Source organism: Oceanobacillus sp. J11TS1, assembly GCF_018333215.1.
Lineage (GTDB): Bacteria > Bacillota > Bacilli > Bacillales > Amphibacillaceae > Oceanobacillus.
Genome location: NZ_BORO01000011.1, coordinates 104,292 through 124,927 on the forward strand (window position 1 = coordinate 104,292; position 20,636 = coordinate 124,927).

18 protein-coding genes are annotated in these 20,636 nt (G+C 39.1%); 3 read left to right on the forward strand and 15 right to left on the reverse strand.

Annotated elements, in window-relative coordinates; translation table 11 throughout:
• Position 1: 1 nt before the first annotated feature.
• The 4 genes from KI343_RS10705 to KI343_RS10720 form a co-directional block, all read right to left on the reverse strand.
• Complete coding sequence (locus KI343_RS10705; protein WP_212926437.1) at positions 2 to 1,360, reverse strand: gluconate:H+ symporter; 1,359 nt, start codon at positions 1,358 to 1,360, stop codon at positions 2 to 4.
• Between the two features lie 38 nt (positions 1,361 to 1,398).
• A complete protein-coding gene (gene gntK, locus KI343_RS10710; protein WP_212926438.1) occupies positions 1,399 to 2,937 on the reverse strand; it encodes a gluconokinase in 1,539 nt (512 codons plus the stop codon).
• Between the two features lie 763 nt (positions 2,938 to 3,700).
• Positions 3,701 to 5,152: a 6-phospho-beta-glucosidase BglA gene (bglA, locus tag KI343_RS10715; RefSeq protein WP_212926412.1), complete on the reverse strand. Its 1,452-nt coding sequence runs from the start codon at positions 5,150 to 5,152 to the stop codon at positions 3,701 to 3,703.
• A gap of 19 nt (positions 5,153 to 5,171) precedes the next feature.
• Complete coding sequence (locus KI343_RS10720; RefSeq protein WP_212926413.1) at positions 5,172 to 7,064, reverse strand: beta-glucoside-specific PTS transporter subunit IIABC; 1,893 nt, start codon at positions 7,062 to 7,064, stop codon at positions 5,172 to 5,174.
• 410 nt (positions 7,065 to 7,474) lie between these two features.
• Here KI343_RS10720 and KI343_RS10725 point away from each other — a divergent pair, with 410 nt between their 5' ends.
• On the forward strand, positions 7,475 to 8,179 hold the full coding sequence (locus KI343_RS10725; RefSeq protein ID WP_212926414.1) for a GntR family transcriptional regulator: 705 nt from the start codon (positions 7,475 to 7,477) through the stop codon (positions 8,177 to 8,179).
• 62 nt (positions 8,180 to 8,241) lie between these two features.
• Here KI343_RS10725 and KI343_RS10730 read toward each other — a convergent pair whose 3' ends face one another.
• Both KI343_RS10730 and KI343_RS10735 read right to left on the reverse strand, forming a co-directional pair.
• Complete coding sequence (locus tag KI343_RS10730) at positions 8,242 to 9,966, reverse strand: class I adenylate-forming enzyme family protein (protein WP_212926415.1); 1,725 nt, start codon at positions 9,964 to 9,966, stop codon at positions 8,242 to 8,244.
• Between the two features lie 37 nt (positions 9,967 to 10,003).
• Entirely contained in the window at positions 10,004 to 11,263 is a 1,260-nt protein-coding gene (locus KI343_RS10735; protein ID WP_212926416.1) for a beta-ketoacyl-[acyl-carrier-protein] synthase family protein, read from the reverse strand.
• Positions 11,264 to 11,814: 551 nt separating this feature from the next.
• Between KI343_RS10735 and KI343_RS10740 the strand changes: the two genes are divergently transcribed.
• Positions 11,815 to 12,141: a YflT domain-containing protein gene (locus KI343_RS10740; RefSeq protein ID WP_212926417.1), complete on the forward strand. Its 327-nt coding sequence runs from the start codon at positions 11,815 to 11,817 to the stop codon at positions 12,139 to 12,141.
• 180 nt (positions 12,142 to 12,321) lie between these two features.
• Here KI343_RS10740 and KI343_RS10745 read toward each other — a convergent pair whose 3' ends face one another.
• Positions 12,322 to 12,918 (reverse strand): DNA-3-methyladenine glycosylase, encoded by a 597-nt coding sequence (locus tag KI343_RS10745; protein WP_212926418.1) that lies wholly within the window; start codon positions 12,916 to 12,918, stop codon positions 12,322 to 12,324.
• A 221-nt stretch (positions 12,919 to 13,139) separates the two neighbouring features.
• Here KI343_RS10745 and KI343_RS10750 point away from each other — a divergent pair, with 221 nt between their 5' ends.
• Positions 13,140 to 14,294, forward strand: a complete 1,155-nt coding sequence (locus tag KI343_RS10750; protein WP_212926419.1) for an acyl-CoA dehydrogenase family protein — start codon at positions 13,140 to 13,142, stop codon at positions 14,292 to 14,294.
• A 297-nt stretch (positions 14,295 to 14,591) separates the two neighbouring features.
• On the opposite strand, the gene KI343_RS10755 is transcribed toward KI343_RS10750, so the two are convergent.
• From KI343_RS10755 to KI343_RS10790, 8 genes are all read right to left on the reverse strand, one after another.
• Positions 14,592 to 14,750, reverse strand: coding sequence for a hypothetical protein (locus KI343_RS10755; RefSeq protein WP_212926420.1), 159 nt, complete (start codon positions 14,748 to 14,750; stop codon positions 14,592 to 14,594).
• Positions 14,751 to 14,756: 6 nt separating this feature from the next.
• On the reverse strand, positions 14,757 to 17,180 hold the full coding sequence (locus KI343_RS10760) for a heavy metal translocating P-type ATPase (protein WP_212926421.1): 2,424 nt from the start codon (positions 17,178 to 17,180) through the stop codon (positions 14,757 to 14,759).
• Positions 17,181 to 17,293: 113 nt separating this feature from the next.
• Positions 17,294 to 17,500, reverse strand: a complete 207-nt coding sequence (gene copZ, locus KI343_RS10765) for a copper chaperone CopZ (RefSeq protein ID WP_212926422.1) — start codon at positions 17,498 to 17,500, stop codon at positions 17,294 to 17,296.
• 161 nt (positions 17,501 to 17,661) lie between these two features.
• Entirely contained in the window at positions 17,662 to 18,150 is a 489-nt protein-coding gene (locus KI343_RS10770) for a nucleoside 2-deoxyribosyltransferase (RefSeq protein WP_212926423.1), read from the reverse strand.
• A gap of 163 nt (positions 18,151 to 18,313) precedes the next feature.
• On the reverse strand, positions 18,314 to 19,081 hold the full coding sequence (locus tag KI343_RS10775) for an HAAS domain-containing protein (protein WP_212926424.1): 768 nt from the start codon (positions 19,079 to 19,081) through the stop codon (positions 18,314 to 18,316).
• Between the two features lie 2 nt (positions 19,082 to 19,083).
• Positions 19,084 to 19,425, reverse strand: a complete 342-nt coding sequence (locus KI343_RS10780; RefSeq protein ID WP_212926439.1) for a PadR family transcriptional regulator — start codon at positions 19,423 to 19,425, stop codon at positions 19,084 to 19,086.
• Between the two features lie 143 nt (positions 19,426 to 19,568).
• Complete coding sequence (locus KI343_RS10785) at positions 19,569 to 20,186, reverse strand: NUDIX hydrolase (protein ID WP_212926425.1); 618 nt, start codon at positions 20,184 to 20,186, stop codon at positions 19,569 to 19,571.
• A 102-nt stretch (positions 20,187 to 20,288) separates the two neighbouring features.
• On the reverse strand, positions 20,289 to 20,588 hold the full coding sequence (locus KI343_RS10790; protein ID WP_212926426.1) for a Dabb family protein: 300 nt from the start codon (positions 20,586 to 20,588) through the stop codon (positions 20,289 to 20,291).
• Positions 20,589 to 20,636 lie beyond the last annotated feature (48 nt).

Here is a 20,636-nt window from a genome sequence, read left to right on the forward strand (position 1 = left end):
TTTAAACAAACAGGCTCAACGCAAGCGTAAACACAAGCCCAGCAACAGAAACGACTGTTTCTAATAAAGTCCATGTTGCAAACGTTTCCTTCATAGATAAATTGAAATACTCTTTGAAAATCCAAAATCCTGCATCATTTACATGAGAAGCAATAAGACTTCCTGCTCCTGTAGCCAATACCATCAATGCCAGATTCACATCGTACCCTTGCATCATAGGAATAACCATACCTGCTGTTGTTAGTGCCGCAACTGTTGCAGAACCTAATGCAATTCTAAGAATAGCGGCAATCAACCATGCTAGTAAAATTGGTGACATACTAGTTCCATTAAAGATATTCGCTACGGCATCACCAACTCCGCCATCAATTAATACTTGTTTTAAGGCTCCACCGCCGCCAATTACTAGAAGCATCATACCAATACCGCGAATCGATTCTTCTGCCGATCCCATTAAATTTTTCATTGGAATCTTACGCGCTATTCCCATGGTGTAAATTGCTAGTAGTAACGATAGTAGCAGCGCCGTTGTTGGCTGACCTATCATTCGCATTATCTCAAAGAAGAGGTTGTCAGAAACCTTCCCAATATCTTGAATTAAGTCAACAACTGTTGTAATTGCCATCAAAATAACCGGAAAGAGAGCTGTTATGGCACTAGTCGCAAACCCTGGTGTCTCCTCTTCTTTAAAAGTTTTCACACTTCCAAGTGATTTTAAATTACCAACTTTTGAAAAGGCTTCTGGCACTAATTTTTTAGCCAGCTTTGTAAATAATGGACCGGCAAGAATGACTGTTGGAACGGAAATGATCATTCCATAAATAAGTACCATTCCAATATTTGCACCATATTGCTGAGCAATAACAGTTGGCCCAGGATGAGGCGGCAAGAAACCATGGGTTACCGATAAAGCAGCCGTCATTGGCAGACCAAGATGCAATAAAGGTACTTTAAGTTCTTTCGCAATTTGATAAACAATCGGTATTAATAATACAAGACCAACTTCAAAGAACAGGGCCACACCGATAATAAAGGATGCAACAACCACAGCCCATTGAATACGTTTCTCTCCAAATTTATTAATTAGTGTAAGGGCGATACGCTGTGCTCCCCCAGCATCAGCGATTAATTTACCTAAAATCGCACCGAAACCAAAGATTAACGCAATATCCCCTAGTGTTCCTCCAAGTCCACCTTCCACAGCGGCAACAATATCACCCAGAGGCATTCCGAGTGCTAATGCTGTTAAGAAGGAAACGACAATCAAGGAGATGAATGTATTTAAATTCCATTTCATGATAAGCAATAACAATACAAGTACTGCTAGCGCAACTACAATAAGCGGATATATATTTTCCATTATCATGTTTCCTCAACCCCTGACTTTAATTCGTTTTATTATCTATTATCTGATGCTTTCTTTTCCTGAAAAGCTGCAATCTGTTCATATTCCTGTTCGAGTGAACGTGAAATATTAATAAAGATTGGCATTAACTCCCGATAAACTTGAAGATGCTCTGGATTTGGTTCATGTTGATGCGTATATCCGATTAACTTCTCTACCACATCAAAGGAATCAATTTTACCCTCTGCATATAATCCTAATAAACAAGCTCCTAAACAAGAAGATTCATAGCTTTTTGGAACAACGACATTCTGATCAAAAATATCAGCCATCATTTGACGCCATAATTCCGATTTTGAGAATCCACCTGTAGCTTTTATAGACTTCACAGGGACATCCATTACTTCTGCCAATGCAAGAAAGACAGTATATAAGTTAAAGATAACCCCTTCTAAAGCAGAACGAACCATATGCTCTTTTTTATGATTAAGCGTTAAACCAATAAATGATCCGCGGACATTTGCATTCCAAAGCGGTGCACGTTCGCCTGCTAAAAATGGATGGAATAGCAGGCCGTTAGATCCCGGCTCCACTTGACTTGCAATAGCTGTTAACACTTCATAAGCATCCATATTTAAACGCTTTGCCGTTTCTACTTCGCTCGCGGCAAGCTCATCACGTATCCAGCGCAATACCATACCGCCATTATTTACCGGGCCCCCGATCACCCAATGATCTTCTGTTAATGCATAACAAAAGATACGTCCTTTTTGATCCGTACGAGGTTTCGGAATAACTGTGCGAATAGCCCCGCTCGTACCAATCGTAATCGCAACATCTCCTTCTTTAATCGCATTTACACCGATATTAGATAACACACCGTCACTTGCTCCAATAATAAATTTGGTGTCTGGTGCAATACCTAGATCTCCTGCGATTTCTGGGTCACAATTCGAAAAGCTCTCCGTAGTCGGTACAAGCCTTGGCAGCTTATCCTCTGAAATACCAGTAATCTTTAAAGCCCCCTTGTCCCAAGCAAGCTCTTCAAGATTCATCATCCCCGTTGCTGATCCAAGAGAGTAATCCATCACATATTCTCCAAATAATTGATAGAAAACATATTCCTTAATACCAATATATTTTTTTGTCTTTACAGCTATTTCTGGATGCTCTTGTTCCAGCCATGTAATTTTGCTTAATGGAGACATTGGGTGAATTGGTGTACCAGTCCGTAAATAAACTTCATGTCCATTCCATTCATTCTTGATTTTATTTGTCCAATGGGAACTGCGATTATCTGCCCAAGTGATACATGGTGTAATTGCTTTGTTGTCCTCATCCATCGCAATTAAACTATGCATCGCGCTGCTAAAAGAAATAAAGGAAAGATCCTCTTTATTAATTGCCGATTCCATCATGGCTTGTCGAATTACATAGCGTACTGCTTGATAAATTTCTTCTGGATTTTGTTCTGCCGTACGAACATCCGGCGTATGCAAATCGTACCCTCGATTACTATGTGCAATAATTTCACCTGTTTCCCGATAAAGCACTGCTTTTGTACTCGTTGTTCCAATATCCACACCGAGCATAAATTTATTGTGTTCCAATTTTATCCCTCACCATTCTTTTAAAATAGGTTGATTTCCTCTATCTGCTTATCCTTTGTAATATTGATCTATTTAACAATAAAGGAATCGCTTACATTCCCTACCTTATTTATCTGTCTTTGAGCCTTCAACTTCACTTAGCTAAACGTGATCTATTTTTTCACCAAACAAATCCGTTGCCTCATGAATATAAAGGGTTTTCATACTATATTTTTTAATTGATTGAATACTTGTATACAAGTATCCTATCATTAATTATCTTAATTGTAAACGCTCTTATTAAAATTTCATTTGGAAATTTTTGTTTATCCCCTTATGTAGAGCTATTCTGCAGGAAGTCATTTTCATTTCATAAAAAAACAATGCACTTCCCGAATTGCCGCAACTATTTTTCTTTTCGTTCATTGTTTCCTAATTAGAAAGCTCGCATTCGTGCTTTTCTTATACTTTACTTTAAGTGTGTTCAAAAAGGAGGATAAAAAGGACCAAGAAGTTCGAGGCGGCGCAGCCTTTGAGTACCGGAACGTATTCAAAAAATACGTGAGGAACGGAAAAGCAAGCCAACGAAGAAATTCGAAGTGTCATTTTTACCGGACTTTTTGAACATCCTCTTTAAGAAATTTACCGCTTTAAAATATACTGGTCTCTCACACAAATTCTATCTTTCTGACACACAAAAAGGACGTTCTCCAATAAAGTAAATTCGAGAACATCCCTTTTTAAGCATTTCATTTTCTTATCCGATTTATCTTTCGTAATTCAAATCTTCTCCATTTGTCTGGATTACTTTTTTATACCAGTCAAATGAATCTTTTTTAGAGCGTTTCATTGTTCCGTTACCTTCATTATCACGATCTACATAAATCATTCCGTACCGTTTTTTCATCTCACCTGTTGTAAAGGATACAATGTCAATGATTCCCCAAGGTGTATACCCCATCAATTCTACTCCGTCATAATTTACAGCTGTTTCTAGAGCTTCAATATGAGAGCGAAGATAATTAATTCGTGCTTCATCATGTATCGAACCATCTTCTTCAATGGTATCTACTGCTCCAAAGCCATTTTCTACGATGAACATTGGTAATTGATAACGATCATAGAAACGGTTTAAGGTATAACGCAGTCCAGTAGGGTCGATAGCCCATCCCCAGTCACTGGATTGAATATATGGATTGTCTACACCGTGAGGCAGACCTCCATCCGTTTTTGTGGAGGTTTCATCCGGTTCTACTTCATTGCTTACTGTAGTTGACATATAATAACTGAAACCAAGGTAGTCGACTTTACCATTTAACAGAATTTCATCGTCTCCATCTTCCATCACGATGTTATAGCCTTTTCGTTCAAATTCTTTACGTGCATAACTTGGATAATAGCCACGCACCTGCACATCTGGGAAGAAATAACGATCACGCATATATTCTTCAGCAAGCATCACATCTTCTGGATTAGAAGAATAAGGATAAATTGGTACATGCGAAACCATCGCACCAATTTGGAAATCCGGATTGATCTCTTTCCCCTTCGCTACTGCTAATGCACTTGCTACAAGTTCATGATGGGCAGTTTGATACATGACCTCTTTCGCATTTTCTCCTTCTTTTAACAGAACACCTGAATTGGTCCAGAGGAATAATGGATTACGTACATCCATTTTATTATTGATTTCATTAAAGGTCATCCAATATTTCACTTTATCTTTATAGCGATCAAACACAACCTCAGCAAACTTCACAAAATAATCGACAACTTTTCTGCTGCGGAAACCGCCATATTCTCGAGCTAAGTGCAATGGCATTTCAAAGTGAGACAAAGTAATGACCGGCTCAATGCCATATTTAATTAATTCATCAAATACATTGTCATAAAATTGCAATCCTTCTTCGTTCGGTTCTGCTTCATCTCCTTGTGCAAAAATCCGCGACCAGCCAATAGACGTACGCAAGCATTTCAAGCCCATTTCTGCAAATAAAGCAATATCCTCTTTGTAATGATGATAGAAATCAATTGCTTCATGATTGGGATAAAATTCATTCGGCTCTACTTTATCTGTAATTCTCCTAGGAACTCCATTAGCTCCCGCTGTCAACACATCCACAACACTTGGACCTTTTCCTCCAGCATTCCAGCCACCTTCGAATTGATGGGCAGCTAATGCACCGCCCCATAAGAAATCTTTTGGTAATTTACTCATTATTAGTCCTCCTTCAAATTTACTTAACGATGTTAAATAGTTTGTCACCTGTTTTTATTTCATCCGTATCTTCTGTAATGACTTCCTGATATTCTGCCATATTTGTAATGATTACTGGCGTGATTGTCAAAAGACCTTTTTCGCGTATCATCTTTTTATCAAATGTGATTAATTTATCTCCTTGATGAACTCGCTCGCCATCTTCTACATGTACAGTAAATGGTTCGCCATTAAGTTCTACGGTCTCTAAGCCAACATGGATTAATATTTCAATTCCGCTATTGGTACGTACACCAACCGCGTGTTTCGTTGGCGCAATAAATACAATCTTCCCATCTGCTGGGGCTGATACCTCATTGCTGTCTGGTTCAATGGCAACCCCTTGCCCCATTGCACCAGAGCTAAATACTTGATCTGGAATATCAGACAGCGCTGCTATCTTTCCAGTTAGCGGAGAAGCAATTTCCTCATCGTTTTGCAAAGCACGTTCGCCTGGAATTTCTTCCGTTTCTTCTTTTTCATTTGCCTGTTTTGCAGTATCTTCCCCAAAACCAAAGATTTGTACTAAAATGATTGGTAAAACAACTGCAATAGCAGCACCGATTAAAATACCCCAGATCGACATTGGATACTCGCTGTCAATCGCATTGACAATCGTTATCGGACTTGGTAATCCAGCATACGCAAAGTAACTCGGTTTAAAGAAACTTGCGACAATCGCACCAATTGCTCCTGAAATACACCCATAAATAAATGGCTTCTTGAATCGAAGGGTTACCCCATAAATTGCTGGTTCGGTAATCCCAAAGATACCAGTAATCCCTGCTGATGTACTTACTTTTTTGATTTCCTTATCTTTCGCTTTAAGCAGTACACCAACCACAGCGCCGACTTGCGCAATAACAGCTATGGTTTGATATGCCTGGAATGAATCCATGCCGTATTGGTCAAAGTTGGCAAGAACCATTGGTGTAACGCCCCAATGAACTCCAAATATAACAATCACTTGCCAAAATCCTCCGATAATAGCCCCCGCAAGTGCTGGGAATACATCGGCCAGATAATTATATCCATTGGCAATTGCATTTGCACCGCCTGTTGTTAATGGTCCAATAATCAATAGAACAAGTGGAACCATGATGAGAATACTAAAGAATGGAACAAACAAAGGGCGAATTACTTCTGGTATTTTCTTGTTTAAAAACTTTTCTACATATGATAAAAGCCAAACTAAAAATAACGGCGATAAAACAGAAGATGTATAGGTTGTTTCGGATAATGCGATACCTAAAAACGTAACTGTTTCTCCATTGGCAACACGTTCAGCTATGCCAGCCCACTCTGGTGTTACTAGCGCCGCTGTCGCAGCAATCGCTATATACGTATTCACTTTAAAATGTTTCGCAGCTGTCATCGCTATAAAAATAGGCAAAAACGTAAAAGGTGCCCAAGACATCATACTCAGAACTTCATACGTACCTGTATTTTCAAAAGCAGGAAAAATGAGATTAATCAAAATCAAAGAACCTTGCAGAATACCTGCTGCAGCTAAAATATATACAAAGGGAGCAAATACTGCTGACATGGTAGCAATAACACGGTTTAATATGGTTCCTTTGTGATTACTTTCCCCGTCTTCCTCTACTACCCCTTCTCCAACTAAATCTGCAAAACTTTCATAAACTTCTCCCACATGCTGGCCAATAACTACTTGAAACTGCCCATTGTTCTCTAATACCGTAATAACACCAGGCATGGCAGCAACAGCTTCTTTAGCTTTTGGTTTTGAATGTCTTAATACAATACGAAGTCTAGTAGCACATCGCGTAGCGCTGATAACGTTTTCTTTTCCACCAATAGCTTCCAAGATATCGCCAGCTAATCTATTGTAATCCCTTACTTTTTCAGCCATACTTTATTCTCCTTGTTATTAATTTGATACTTACATTATAATTGTACCGTTACAATTTTTCAAGTACCTAATAATTTTATTATCCATGCATTAGATTATAATACATAAAACAATATGGTATAATAGGTTTCATCACTAATCAAAAAATGAAGGGCAACATCAAGATGACTAGGTACTATTAGGGAATACATATGGTAACAAAACGATGGGATTGGGATTACTCGCCCCTATCAAATCTCATCCTTGCAATCGCAATGAATTACAACTGCCTCTAGTTTGTTAACCATCAATCTTGGTATAGAGCCAAAATTAAAATGAACCAAATTCTATTTCCATTCTTTATATGATGGAAATCAGTTTTATTCATGTACGAAATAAGCAGGAAGCTTTCATTGAAATGAGGTGCACATATGTTGAAATATCAGCAGATAGCAATTGAAATTGAATCGTATATCGAAAAACATCAGATGCAGCAAGGCGAAAAACTTCCCGTGCTTGAATCTTTGATGAAGGAATTTAAAACGAGCAAAAGCACGATTGTGAAAGCATTAGATTTATTAGAAAAGAAGGGAATCATTTTCCAAGTAAGAGGAAGCGGTATATTTGTAAGAAGAAAGAAACGAAATAATTATATTAACCTATTATCTAACCAAGGATTCCAGAAGGATTTAGATCAATTTAACATTACATCAGAAATGCTTGAGCTAGAAATCCAGAAGCCGACAGAAACAGTCGCACAAAACTTGCATGTCGATATGGATCAGGATATCTATTATGTAAAACGTATTCGATATATTGAGGGAAATACACTTTGTTTGGAAGAGTCTTTTTTTAATAAAGCTATTGTTCCCTATTTGAATAACGAGATCGGGACATCATCCATTTTCCGGTATATTGAAGATGCACTAAGTCTGAAGATTGGATTTTCTGATATGTATATGCATGTTGGCAAATTAATTGATCAAGAAGCAAGTTATTTGCAACTGAAGGGCGGCGATCCTAAACTCACCATGGAGAGCATTTTCTATCTGACAAACGGAACGCCATTTGATTATTCAAAAGTAACTTACAACTATAATCAAGCACAATTTTATATTTTAGGTACAGGGATTTAAGCAAGTCATCGATCTTAAACAAAAACTGCCAGGAAGCATTTCTCTTCCTGGCAGTTTTTGTTTTATTTCTTTAATCGTTCCTCTGCGGCTTCCTGCAGTTTAAACTTTTGAATTTTACCGGTTCCAGTCAGCGGCCATTCAGATGCTTCAACAAACCAAATATATCTCGGAATTTTAAAACGCGCTACATGCTCACGGCACAGATTTCTGATTTCTTGTTTAGAGCAGCTCTCACCTTGTTTTAACTCAATAAACGCCGCACCTGTTTCCGTTGTTAATTGATCTGGCACCCCGACAATATATACTTGGTTCACTGCTGGGTGCATGGAAATAATGTCCTCTACTTCTTTCGGAGCGACCGTTTCTCCAGAGACTTTATAAAGGTCTTTACTTCTTCCTAATAAACGAATATATCCGTTTTCGTCAATTGTTCCTAAATCACCGCTGCGAATATATCCTTCTTTATCAATGGCAAAAGACGTTTCCTCCGGTTTTTTATAATAGCCTTTTGTGACGACATTGCCTCGCACTGCTAATTCACCAACAGAGCCACTCGGCAATGTATTCCCCGAGTCTGGATCAATAACTTTGTACATGACACTTTTATCGCCAAACTCCGGATGACCTGCAACACCCGCTGTTTTTACTTTCCCTACGGTTGTTGAGATAGTTTCTAAAGAGTCACCGATTTCGGTAAGCATGGTTGTAGAGGATGCTTCTGTCCCTCCGCAGCCTGTACCAATTTCGGTTACCTCTAATTTCTCTACTGCCCGCTTCCATAACGGAACGGGGGAAGGTGCTGCACAGCATAACAGCGCATAAAGATGTTCCAAATTGGTTTTTTCCACTTCCGGACGGTTCAATAAAGCTACTAGCATGGATGGAACAGCCAGAAAATCATGCACTTGATACTTTTCCATTAAATCTAGTGATTGTAGCGGTTGAAAAGCATGACAGGTTACCATCCCTCCTCCTACAAAGGAAGCAGCCAACAAGCCTTCTTGTAGAAAATAAACATGATACATGGGCAGCGGCACATAAATTCGTCTTCCTGTTTCATATGCTCTAGTCAAACACGTCGCAAATCCGGAACGAAGCAGCATATCATCAGTAAGCATTACTCCTTTTGGTAAACCTGTTGAACCAGACGTATAAATAATCGCAGCACAAGCATCTGGCGCATCTGTTTCTTTCCAACGTTTATTCAAAGCGGCATCTTCCACTTCTTTACCACCTTGTAAAAATACGTTCCAGTCCATATAAACTGACGGAAAATCTGCCCCTTTATTCGGTATACAAACCGCTTTTTTAAAAGGGCTTTCTGCATCTTCTTGAAGATTAGAAACAACTTCCTTTAACGCTTCCGCATGATTTTGTTTACTCGCAAATTGATGTGTAATCAGCCAATTTGTATCGGATTGATGTAGCATATAAGTTAATTCTTCCTTTTGAAGTTGCGTGTTCAGTGGCACAACAACTGCACCAACCAAAGAAGAAGCAATAAATAATGCGACGTAGTCCGGTTCATTTTCCATTAAGATCGCTACATGATCTTCTGGGGACACTCCTAAATGAAGCAGAGCCTTTGCATAATCCCGTGCTTTCCCCCAAATTTCTTCATACGTCACGACCTCATCCGGCATCATGATCAATGGGTACTTGCTATATTGCTGACATTGTTTATAAAAATGCGTTGCAATCGTCCGCTTTTCCCAATTTGGGTACATTGTTCCCAGCGCAGCTTTTCTCTCCTCCACGCTTGCATGGCCTTGTCGTGCCTCTTGCATTGTTATCTCTCCATTTCATCTTTTATCTTTATTCGAGTTAAAGCGCTTGCCAAATCACAATTCCATTTTGCCCTCCGAAACCAAAGGAATTACTCATTGCAGTCTTAATCTGCTGCTTTCGGCTTTTATTTGGAACAATATCTAATGGGGCTTGTTCATCTCGATTTTCTGAATGAAGGGTCGCTGGCAGAATTCCAGTTTCTATTGCCTTTATCGATGCGATGCTTTCAATCGCTCCAGCCGCTCCTAATAAATGTCCAACACTGCCTTTAATAGAGCTGACCGGCATATTGTCTAACTTCTCTCCAAATACCGTTCTTAACGCCTTTGTTTCCGCAATATCCCCAGCTAGTGTCGATGTCGCATGCGCATTAATATAATCAATATCCGCCGGTTCCAATTGTGCTGAACGAAGCGCTCGCTCAATAGCCAATGCGGCACTTGCTCCTGTCGGGTCTGGCGATGTATCATGATAAGCATCATTGGAAGCTCCGTAGCCTTTTAAAATTGCGTGGATATGCGCTCCCCTCGCTTTGGCACGGTCTAATGGTTCAAGAGCAAATAAACCTGCTCCTTCTCCCATCACCATCCCTGTCCGCCCAGCATCAAACGGCCGAGACCAAGTTGAAAAATCTTCTGGTCCTTTTGTTGCTAACGCCCCTGCATCTCCTAAGCCAGACAGAAATACATTTGACCAGAGACTATCGACACCTCCAGCAAGAATATAATCCACATCATCCCGGAAAAACCAATAAGCAGATTCACCAATGGCGTTTGCAGAAGCTGCACAAGCTGTTACATATGTATTGGATGGGCCGCGAAAACCGTATTGAATAGATATGGTACTTGCCGCTGCATTTGGAATAGACTTAGAAATCATACGCGGGCCCACTCTTTTTGCTTTTCCTGTTGCTAATTTTTCAGAGGCCTGCTCCAAAGACTGTATTCCACCAAAAGCCGTCCCAATCGCTGTTCCGAATCGATTTCGGTCTACACCGTCTATAAAGGATTCCCCATCATGCTTTAATAGCCCTGCATCTTTTAATGCTTCATTTGCCGCAATCAATGCCAGCTGTGTAAAATAATCGGTATTCCTGACTATTTTTTTGGAAAGAAAATCTGCCGCTTGAAAATCTGGAACACGCGCGCCTACTTTCGTCCATTTACTTAAATTTTCATCTGTTACTTCCTTCACCGCAGAACGATTCGCTATTAAATTATCCCAGAATGTTGCTACTCCCATACCGAATGGAGAGACAGCCCCCATTCCTGTTACTGCAATCTCTACCTGTTTCATGATTCATGCTCCTCTGCATCGATTATTAGAAGAAACTTCCCTTGTTTACTATTTTTAATACTAACAAGATTAATAATGATTTCAAAACTATTACTTTTTCTTTTAATACCTACTATTATTATAGATTATCACTGTTTTTTACTCAAACCTGCCTTTGGGAAGTCTGAGGATGGTGATTGAATTTGGAGCGGGTATTCATTTGAGTGGAGCGCTTTTTCTCTTTTTCGAGCGGGACCTCTTTCAGGTAGAGCGCTTTTTTCCTTTTTCGAGCGGATACTCTTTCGGGTGGAGCGCTTTTTTTCTTTTTCGAGCGGATACTCTTTCGGGTGGAGCGCTTTTTCCTTTTTTCGAGCGGGACCTCTTTCAGATGGAGCGGATTTCCTCTTTTTCGAGCGGATACTATTTAATCTTAAGTAGCTAGCCGACCCAGCTTCTATTGAAACGGAATTATAACTTAAGCCCCTTTTTTAGTTTAACTATATTTGCAGCGGGTATATAACAAATAAGTCGTTATAAAAGGAAATTTAGAATAACAATAAGGAGGATTTCAAATGAAACCTATCGTTAAAGAATTCCACGATGACCAAGCATTAATCGAAGAAGTAAAATTACAATCTCAAAAAGGTATTTCCAAGGACAATTTGTATGTCATGTCCCATGATGATGACCGTACGGATAGAGTTGCTAAAAATGTCGATGCAAACACAGTAGGCGTAAAAGAAGAAGGATTGGGGACAGTAGTCAATAATATTTTCCGAAAAAAAGGTGATGAACTGCGAGCAAAATTCAAAGAACTTGGATTTTCTCAGGCAGAAGCAAGTGAACTAGAAGAAAGACTGGATCACGGCAAGATTTTACTGCTTATTGACAATGATTAATAATGGGAAAAAGCAGGGAGGCAGCTCTAATCCTTCCTGCTTTTTTAATGAATTATAAAAGGTAGAAAGCCATATTTTCAATAACAATCCGGTGAGGACCATTCCTATTGAATGTTCATAGCCGCCTTATTCTCTAATAAATGCCCGTTATCCATAAAATGATAGCGGGCATTTCCATGTTTATTTAGAAACAAACTTATTACCGGAAACCCAAAATCGATACGGATAATCTTTTGCCTCACCAGAATTATCGATACCGATTCGTGGTCCACTACTTATTTTCTCCGGCTTTTTTCCCTCAGCGATAAATAGTGGGGGCTCTTTAAGAGAGCGCCCATAATCTGCCATATTAATCCCTAAAGCCTGTGTCAGCTTTCCCGGACCACTTGTTAAGTTTTGAATTTTTTTCACTGGACGGCGAGCCAGCATCTCATCAATTCCTGTATATGGTTCTACCGCTCGGATTAAAACACTTTCCGGCACCTCTTCCTCTGCGCTGACGACATTAATCAAACAGTGATTATGGATAAGATGTGTATAGGTCATTCCAGCTTCAGAATAGAGAATTTCTGTCCTTTTCGTTCTCCGATTTCCAAATCCATGCGCTGCTCTGTCAGCATTTCCTAGATAAGCTTCTGTTTCCACAATAAATCCAGAGCTCGTCCCTTCCTCCGTTTGCTTTACTAAAATACACCCTAGAAGTTCTTTTGCTAATTGTAAGGTAGGGTATTTGTAAAACGAATCTGGTAAAGGTGTTAAATTAGGGTCTTGTTTCAATGCAAACACTCCTCACGTACTTTATCTCTTCCTTTAGTTTACCCTATTTCAGTACAAATAGTGAATTTTCTATTTTAAAAATTTGGCACTCCGCAAAGGGTAAAAATAGTGCATTTTAAATGAATGCCAGATAATTGAACTATTCCCCAAACAATGAAATAATAACATTAATTAAACTTATCTGTTTTATACAATTTGTTTTTACGAGGAGGAATACTTGTATGACTAACTTACTTCAATTACATACAAAAGAAGAGCGAATTCAACTTTTATCTAAAACAGTGAAACCTTTTAAGCAGAGGGTTCGCCAACTTGCAGATGATGCCTTTCCATACGATAATTTTAAAGACTTACAGGAAATTGGATATCCTGCACTAACTGTACCAAAGGAATATGGAGGGGCAGGTATCTCCCTCGATGAATTACTTACCTATCAGCAAATCATTGCTCAGGCAGATGGCTCAACTGCATTATCTATTGGTTGGCATATGGGTATTATGAAGCATTTAGGTGAAAGTAAGTCTTGGGATGAAAATGTTTATACGAAGGTTATCAAAAACGTTATTGAAAATGGCGCATTATTAAATAACGCTGCAACGGAACCGGCTACAGGAAGCCCGACCCGTGGAGGTAAACCAGAAACAACAGCTGTGAAAAAAGATAATGGCTGGGTGATCACTGGCCGAAAAACGTTTACCACCCTATCGCCAATATTAACTTATTTTGTTGTCAGTGCATCGATTGACGGAACAGACGATGTTGGTAATTTCCTGGTAAAGCGAGATCGCGAGGGTGTGAATGTAGAAGAAACATGGGATTCCATTGCCATGCGCGGTTCAGGAAGTCATGACCTTGTTTTAGACCAGGTTCATTTGGATCAAGAAGATCTGGTTGAAATTATTTCGAATCAAAAAAGAAAACCAGCAGGATGGCTCTTACATATTCCGGCATGCTATCTCGGTATTGCCCAAGCTGCTCAAAAAGATGCTGTTTCTTTTGCAACAAGCTATTCCCCAAACAGCATTAAGGGAACCATCTCTGAGCTGCCGAATGTGAAACAAAAACTAGGTGATTTAGAGCTTCTTTTACTGGAATCAGCGTACTTTCTCCACGCAGTTGCTGATAAATGGGATAAAAGTGATGAGGAAGCTCGAAATACAATGGGACCGGAATTAGGAGCTGTTAAACTGTCTGTTACCAATAAAGCAGTGCAAGGTGTAGACCTCGCCATGCGCGTTGTCGGCGCACAAAGCCTTAAGCTGAAAAATAATTTTGAACGCTATTACCGCGATGTCCGCGCAGGCCTGCATAACCCGCCAATGGACGATATGACCATTATGCAGTTGGCCGATAAGTCCATACGGGAAGAGGGTTAAAGAAAGTAGAGAAAACAGAAAAACTTTCAACAATCGATATAGAAAACTTCATTCAGCAGAGTGAGAAAATAACAACTCCTGCTGAGTGAAGTTTTGTTTTATGAAATCAATCACTTTCCTTCTAACAACGGCACCTCTTCTCTTTCTATATCTCCATCAATGAACTTAAAATATGGGAGCAGCATTCCTAATAAAGAAGTTGTGCTTATCGTGGTTCCTATCAATAGATACAAAACTAAAAAAAAACAGCTCGCATTCTTCACCCAAGAATACAAGCTGTCATCCTTTATTTCTATACTAAAGCATTTCATTGACTTCTAAGATTTGCACCTCTGCATGGTCATGGGACTCCATCTCATTGCTCTCAAATGGGTTATTTCCTGTAATGACACCATAAGCCATAAAGACAATACATACATAGATAATCCCTAAACTCACCCATTTTTTAATAGACATGATGCATTACCCCCTTTTCAGCTTCAACCGTTGTAATCGAAGTGCATTCAGTACAACCGATACAGAACTGAATGCCATTGCTGCCCCGGCAACCCAAGGAGCAAGTAATCCGATTGCAGCTACAGGAATGGACGCGGAATTGTATACAAATGCAAAAAATAAATTCTGCTTAATATTACGCATGGTTTTTGCACTCAACTCGATACTGTCAGCAACACTATGCAAATCACCGCGCATCAGCGTAATATCTGCTGCTTCTATTGCTACATCTGTTCCTGTTCCAATCGCCATACCAATATCAGCTACGGCTAGGGCTGGAGCATCGTTGACACCATCACCAACCATGGCTACCTTCTTGCCTTCCTCTTGAACCCGTTTGATTTGATCTGCTTTTTGTTCAGGAAGAACCTCTGCAATAACTCGGTCCACACCGACTTCTTTTGCGATTGCCTGCGCTGTCCGTTCGTTATCCCCGGTAAGCAAAATAACTTCTAACCCTTGTTCATGCAAACGTTGAATGGCTTCTTTAGATGTTTCTTTTACCGTATCTGCCACGGCAATCATTCCTGCAAGGACGCCTTCATAGCCAACAAGCATGGCTGTCTTCCCGTCAGCTTCCAGTTCTGTCATTTGTTCCTCCATCTTGCTGGTATCAATATTTTGCTGTTTCATCAGTTTTCTCGTTCCGATATAAAGAGGTTTCTTTTCCCAAGTTACCTGAATACCAGCTCCAGGTATCGATTCAAAGTCAGTTGTTTCTGCTAATGAAATATTTTGTTCTCCTGCTCCTTTGACAATTGCTTCTGCAAGCGGATGCTCTGAATGTTTTTCTGCAGAAGCTGCCATTCTTAATAAGTTTTCTTTGGTAACGTCGCCTTGTGGAACAACATCCGTTAACGCTGGTTCACCTTTCGTAACGGTTCCTGTTTTATCTAATACAATGGTTTCAATTAATCGTGTATTTTCTAAATACTCTCCGCCTTTAAACAAAACACCTAACTCCGCTGCTCGGCCGGAACCAGCCATCACAGAAGTGGGCGTCGCTAATCCGAGCGCACACGGACAAGCAATAACCAGGACCGTAATCGCCGGTACCAAGGCTGCACGCAAATCACCAGGTGCTGCAAAGAAATACCAAATAAGAAATGTCACGATTGCAATACCAACAACGACAGGCACAAAGATACCCGATACACGGTCAGCCACACGCTGAATATCCGCCTTGCTACCCTGCGCTTCTTCCACTACTTTCACAATTTGGGCAAGCGCTGTATCTTTTCCAATTTTGGTTGCTTCTATCGTCAGCATTCCATTTTTATTAATTGTGGATCCAATTGCCTTATCCCCGACATTTTTATCCACGGGAATACTTTCTCCAGTAATCATGGATTCATCAACAGCTGATTTCCCTTTCACAATATCTCCATCAACTGGTATTTTTTCACCTGGTCGAACAATAATATGATCGCCGACTGCTACTTCTTCTATCGCAATCTCCAATTCTTCACCGTTCCGAATGACACGGGCGGTTTTAGCCTGCATATCTAACAGCTTTTTAATCGCTTGACCAGTACGTCCTTTTGCACGAACCTCGAATAATTTCCCGAGTATAACTAACGTAATAATCACGGATGCCGCCTCAAAATAAAGATCAGGCATGCCAACTGCGCCATTAATTTGCCATTCTATACCGAGAAAAATACTATAGAGATAGGCTACGGAAGTTCCTAAAGCAACCAGCACATCCATATTCGCGCTTTTATTTCTTAATGCTTTATAAGCCCCTACATAAAACTGCTTCCCTACAATAAATTGAACAGGTGTCGCTAGTGCCAGTTGCACCCATGGATTCATTAACATATCCGGAGAATAAATAAAGGACGTAAATGAAAAATGTGTCACCATCGTCCATAACAACGGAAACGTCAAAATAGCAGAAAAGATAAATTTCCCCGTTTGGTTACGAATTTCTTCTTCCTTCCGACTAGATGTCTCTTCCTTGGATATTTGAGGTTTTAAAGCGTAACCAAGCTTTTCCACAATCTCCATCATATCCTGCGTGCTCACTTGTTCATCGTTATATTCCACCGTCACATTTTCCATTGCAAAATTTACATTTGCTTCTTTCACACCATCCATTTTATTTAGACGCTTTTCAATTCGATTGGCACATGCTGCACACGTCATTCCTTCTACATCAAAGGTTTGCTTTTCATGCTTGACGTGATATCCAAGCTGTTCAATTTTCTTTTCAAATTCGCCTACTGATGTTTGCTCTGGATTATAATGAATCGTTGATTTTTCAATTGCAAAGTTAACATGGGCATCATTCACGCCCTCGACTCGTTTTAAACCTTTTTCAATCCGGTTTGCACATGCTGCACACGTCATTCCTTCAATAGGTAATGTGACTTCTTTTTTAGCTTCCACTTAAACCACCTCCATACCTGTAAGGGGTATGTAATTGTTTAAAAAGGAGATCGTGCAGAATATATATTGCACGACCCTTATTTTCTATCTAAACGCTTCATAAAAGAAATGACTTACACCACGTCATATCCTTGATCTTCAATTGCTTCTGTAATAGTGTCTAACTTCACTTTACTCTCATCAAAAGAAACATCTACGTTTCCTTCTTCTAGATGAACATTCACTGTATTTACTCCATCCAGACCACCTACAGCTCCTTCTACAGCCTTTACACAATGACCGCATGACATACCTTGAACTTGAATTGTCTCATTCTTCATTTTCTAACCTCCTCCTTTTTCTACTTTCATATTAACATACCCCGTACAGGTATTGTCAAGAGGATTGCGTATGTATTATTTCTATAATTTTAAATAAAAAAAGAAAATCAAGGACCTCCCAAGTAAAGTTTGGAATAACCGCCCAGATTTTCTCTTCGTTATTATATAAGATTGTTCTTAACCTCTAAAACAGCTTCTACTGCTTCTTCAATAGAAGAGGTAATGACACCATTCCGTTTCACTAATCCCACTAGAAATAAATTACGATAAATAAATTGATTTTCTAAAGCATCTTCCACTAGTGCGTCCAGCTTTTTCTGGTTATCTCTTCCCTGCTGACGAGTATCAGTAAATACTCCGACAATTGGGCGGTTAAGCATAGAGAATGCTCCAATTTCTGCCGCCACGCCAGAATCCACTTCGACTCCATCCAATACGGCGATTAAAACATCGCTCTCCTCTAATTTAGATAAGTCTGCTTCTGCTACTTGCTTACTATTCGCAAAAGCCGTCTTATCATTAATTGCGTCATTTTCTTGTGGTACATATAGATCTATCTCTGGAACAGCTTCACGAATTTCCTTTGCCAGTTGTTCATTCACATAACGATCGCCCATCGAAAATAATCCATTTGCTAAATAACCTTTCATGTTACGCACCTCTTGTCATGTATCATATTTGTGTAGTCTTTTCATTTTCGCTTGTCAAAGGACTTCCTTTATCACTATCTTACCAAAATCCATCTTACTTGTTTAGAAAAATATAAACACTTATAACAGAAGAAATGTAAAAACACTTAATCCTCTGGGCTTCTTACTGCTTTTCATCCTTCTGAAATTCAAAATAGATATAGCTCCCAGCAATTACAATTGTCAGAATCATGCTCAACAAAGCTTGCATATCCACTCCTAGTGATGTGAGTTCTAGCAATATAGGCGGTAAATTCCAAGCTATTAAAAAAGCCGGGAGAATCCAGGTCTTTGCCCAAATGGATATACCAATAACAATTAGTGTCACTAAAACAAACAAGATTATCTTTCCTAGTGAACTAATAATAATCAGCGGTGTTTCGACATAACCATCTAGAAAATAAATAGCAACATACAAAAGCATACTGATACCAATTGGAATCGTCAAAATAACATTTTCTTTTAGACCAGACAATTGATTTTTAGACGTATACCTTACTGCAAAGATAACTCCTATAATTAATAAAATACTAATAACAGCTGTACCAATCATATTAAACAGGCTATAACCGATAATTTCTCCGTATAACATAGCCGGCAATAAATCGTCATATATCCAAAAGATGATTGGTCCCAAGAGGATAAAAGGTATAAACCAGAATGCGCCTGGATTTTTATTCATTTCTGCTTCTATCTTATCCATATATTCCTGTGGTGAATTTCCTACAACTTGTTCAACAGACTTCCCATTTTGTTCCGCTTCATAGAGATGCTCGGCTAGTTCTTCTGCAATCTCTTCAATCTCACGTTGTTTCTTGCCTTTGCTAAATAAATAAAGACGTAGCTTTTCTATAAATCGATTACTTTCATCACTCAACTCTGTTCGATTCATCGTTATTCTCCCTTCTCTCTTATCTCTCTATGTATAATGGCATTTACACTTTTGTCTAATTGCTCCCATCTATAAATAAAATCCTGTAATGCTTTTTCTCCTTTATCTGTCAGGCGGTAGTATTTCCGTTTTGGACCCGCTGTTGATTTTCTTCGAGTCGATATTATCAACTCTTCTCGCTGCATTCGCATAAGTAGCGGATAGATCGTTCCCTCGCTGACATAATCAAAGCCATAATCGTTTAATCGTGATGCCATTTCATATCCATAGCATTCCTTAACATTAATAATAGCAAGTAGACAACCATCTAAAATACCTTTTAGCATCTGTGTTTGCGACAATATCCTTTCACCTCCACATACCTTGTATAACAAGATATTAATTATTCTAAATTATATTATCTTGTTTTGCAAGGTATTTGACTAAAAAAATTACTCCCTTATTTTAGAAGTAATTTCATCCCGCACCTTTCTATCTAGACTCTCTATCAATCGAACCAAGTTGGCCTTTCTGGCTGTCGTAGAAATTCAAACAAACGTTTGATTTGTGTTTCTGTATTCCGGTTTAACGAAAGAGGAGGTAGATTATCCTCAGAAAAGAAATCAATTCCCTTTGTTTCCATTCCCAAACTCGCTTCTCCACTAATAATCTCACATTGAATAAATAGTTTATAGTACTGATAGGGTTGTGGCGGATGCGGATGTTTATTTGTATCAAAAACAGCCAGGAGTTTCACGGGATGAACATGAAAACCCGCTTCCTCTTGAATTTCTTTAATAACATTTTCCCTGGGGGATTCACCAATATCACAAAATCCTCCAGGTAACGCCCAAGCATCATCGTGCTTTTCACGTACCATTAAAATACGATTATCCTTAAAAATCACACCACGCACATCCACTTTTGGAGTCTGGTAACCTGTTTCATTAGCAAATAATTCACGAATGGATTCAAAATCTAAGTTAGTATATTCTTCCATAATCTCGATGCTTAGCGTACGCAGTTGTTCATAGCGCTCTCTATCATACATGTCATTTGTGAAAGTCAATCCCGCCTGAGAAATAGCCTGGATTTGCTTCGCCCATTCTAACCATTTATCACTCATAAAATTACCTCTCTTTCCTCTGAATAATTGATTACAAATAACACTATATCTCTATGTAAAAAAACAGCATAGAACATCTTTCTACACTGCTTTTATCTATTATTATAGCTGATAGTCTACACAGACACGATCCTGTACACATTCTTTCACAAAGCCAGCTACACGGACATGCTCGGGGTGTGTTTGATATTGTTGTAATGCCTCTTCCGTCTCAAATTCGCTATCCAGAATAATATCACGATCACTTGTTGCTAGTGGATTAATAATCACATTAATAGATACAACACCATCTATCTTATCTTTTAAACTCTCTAATTCTCTTTTGATTTTCTCCGCGTTTTCTTTTTTCTCAGTTTCACTAAAATTTGCACGGTGATTCCATTGTACGATATGTTTAATCATGACCAAGCACTCCCTCTTGATTTTATATAGTTAGAGTGTATCACAGAC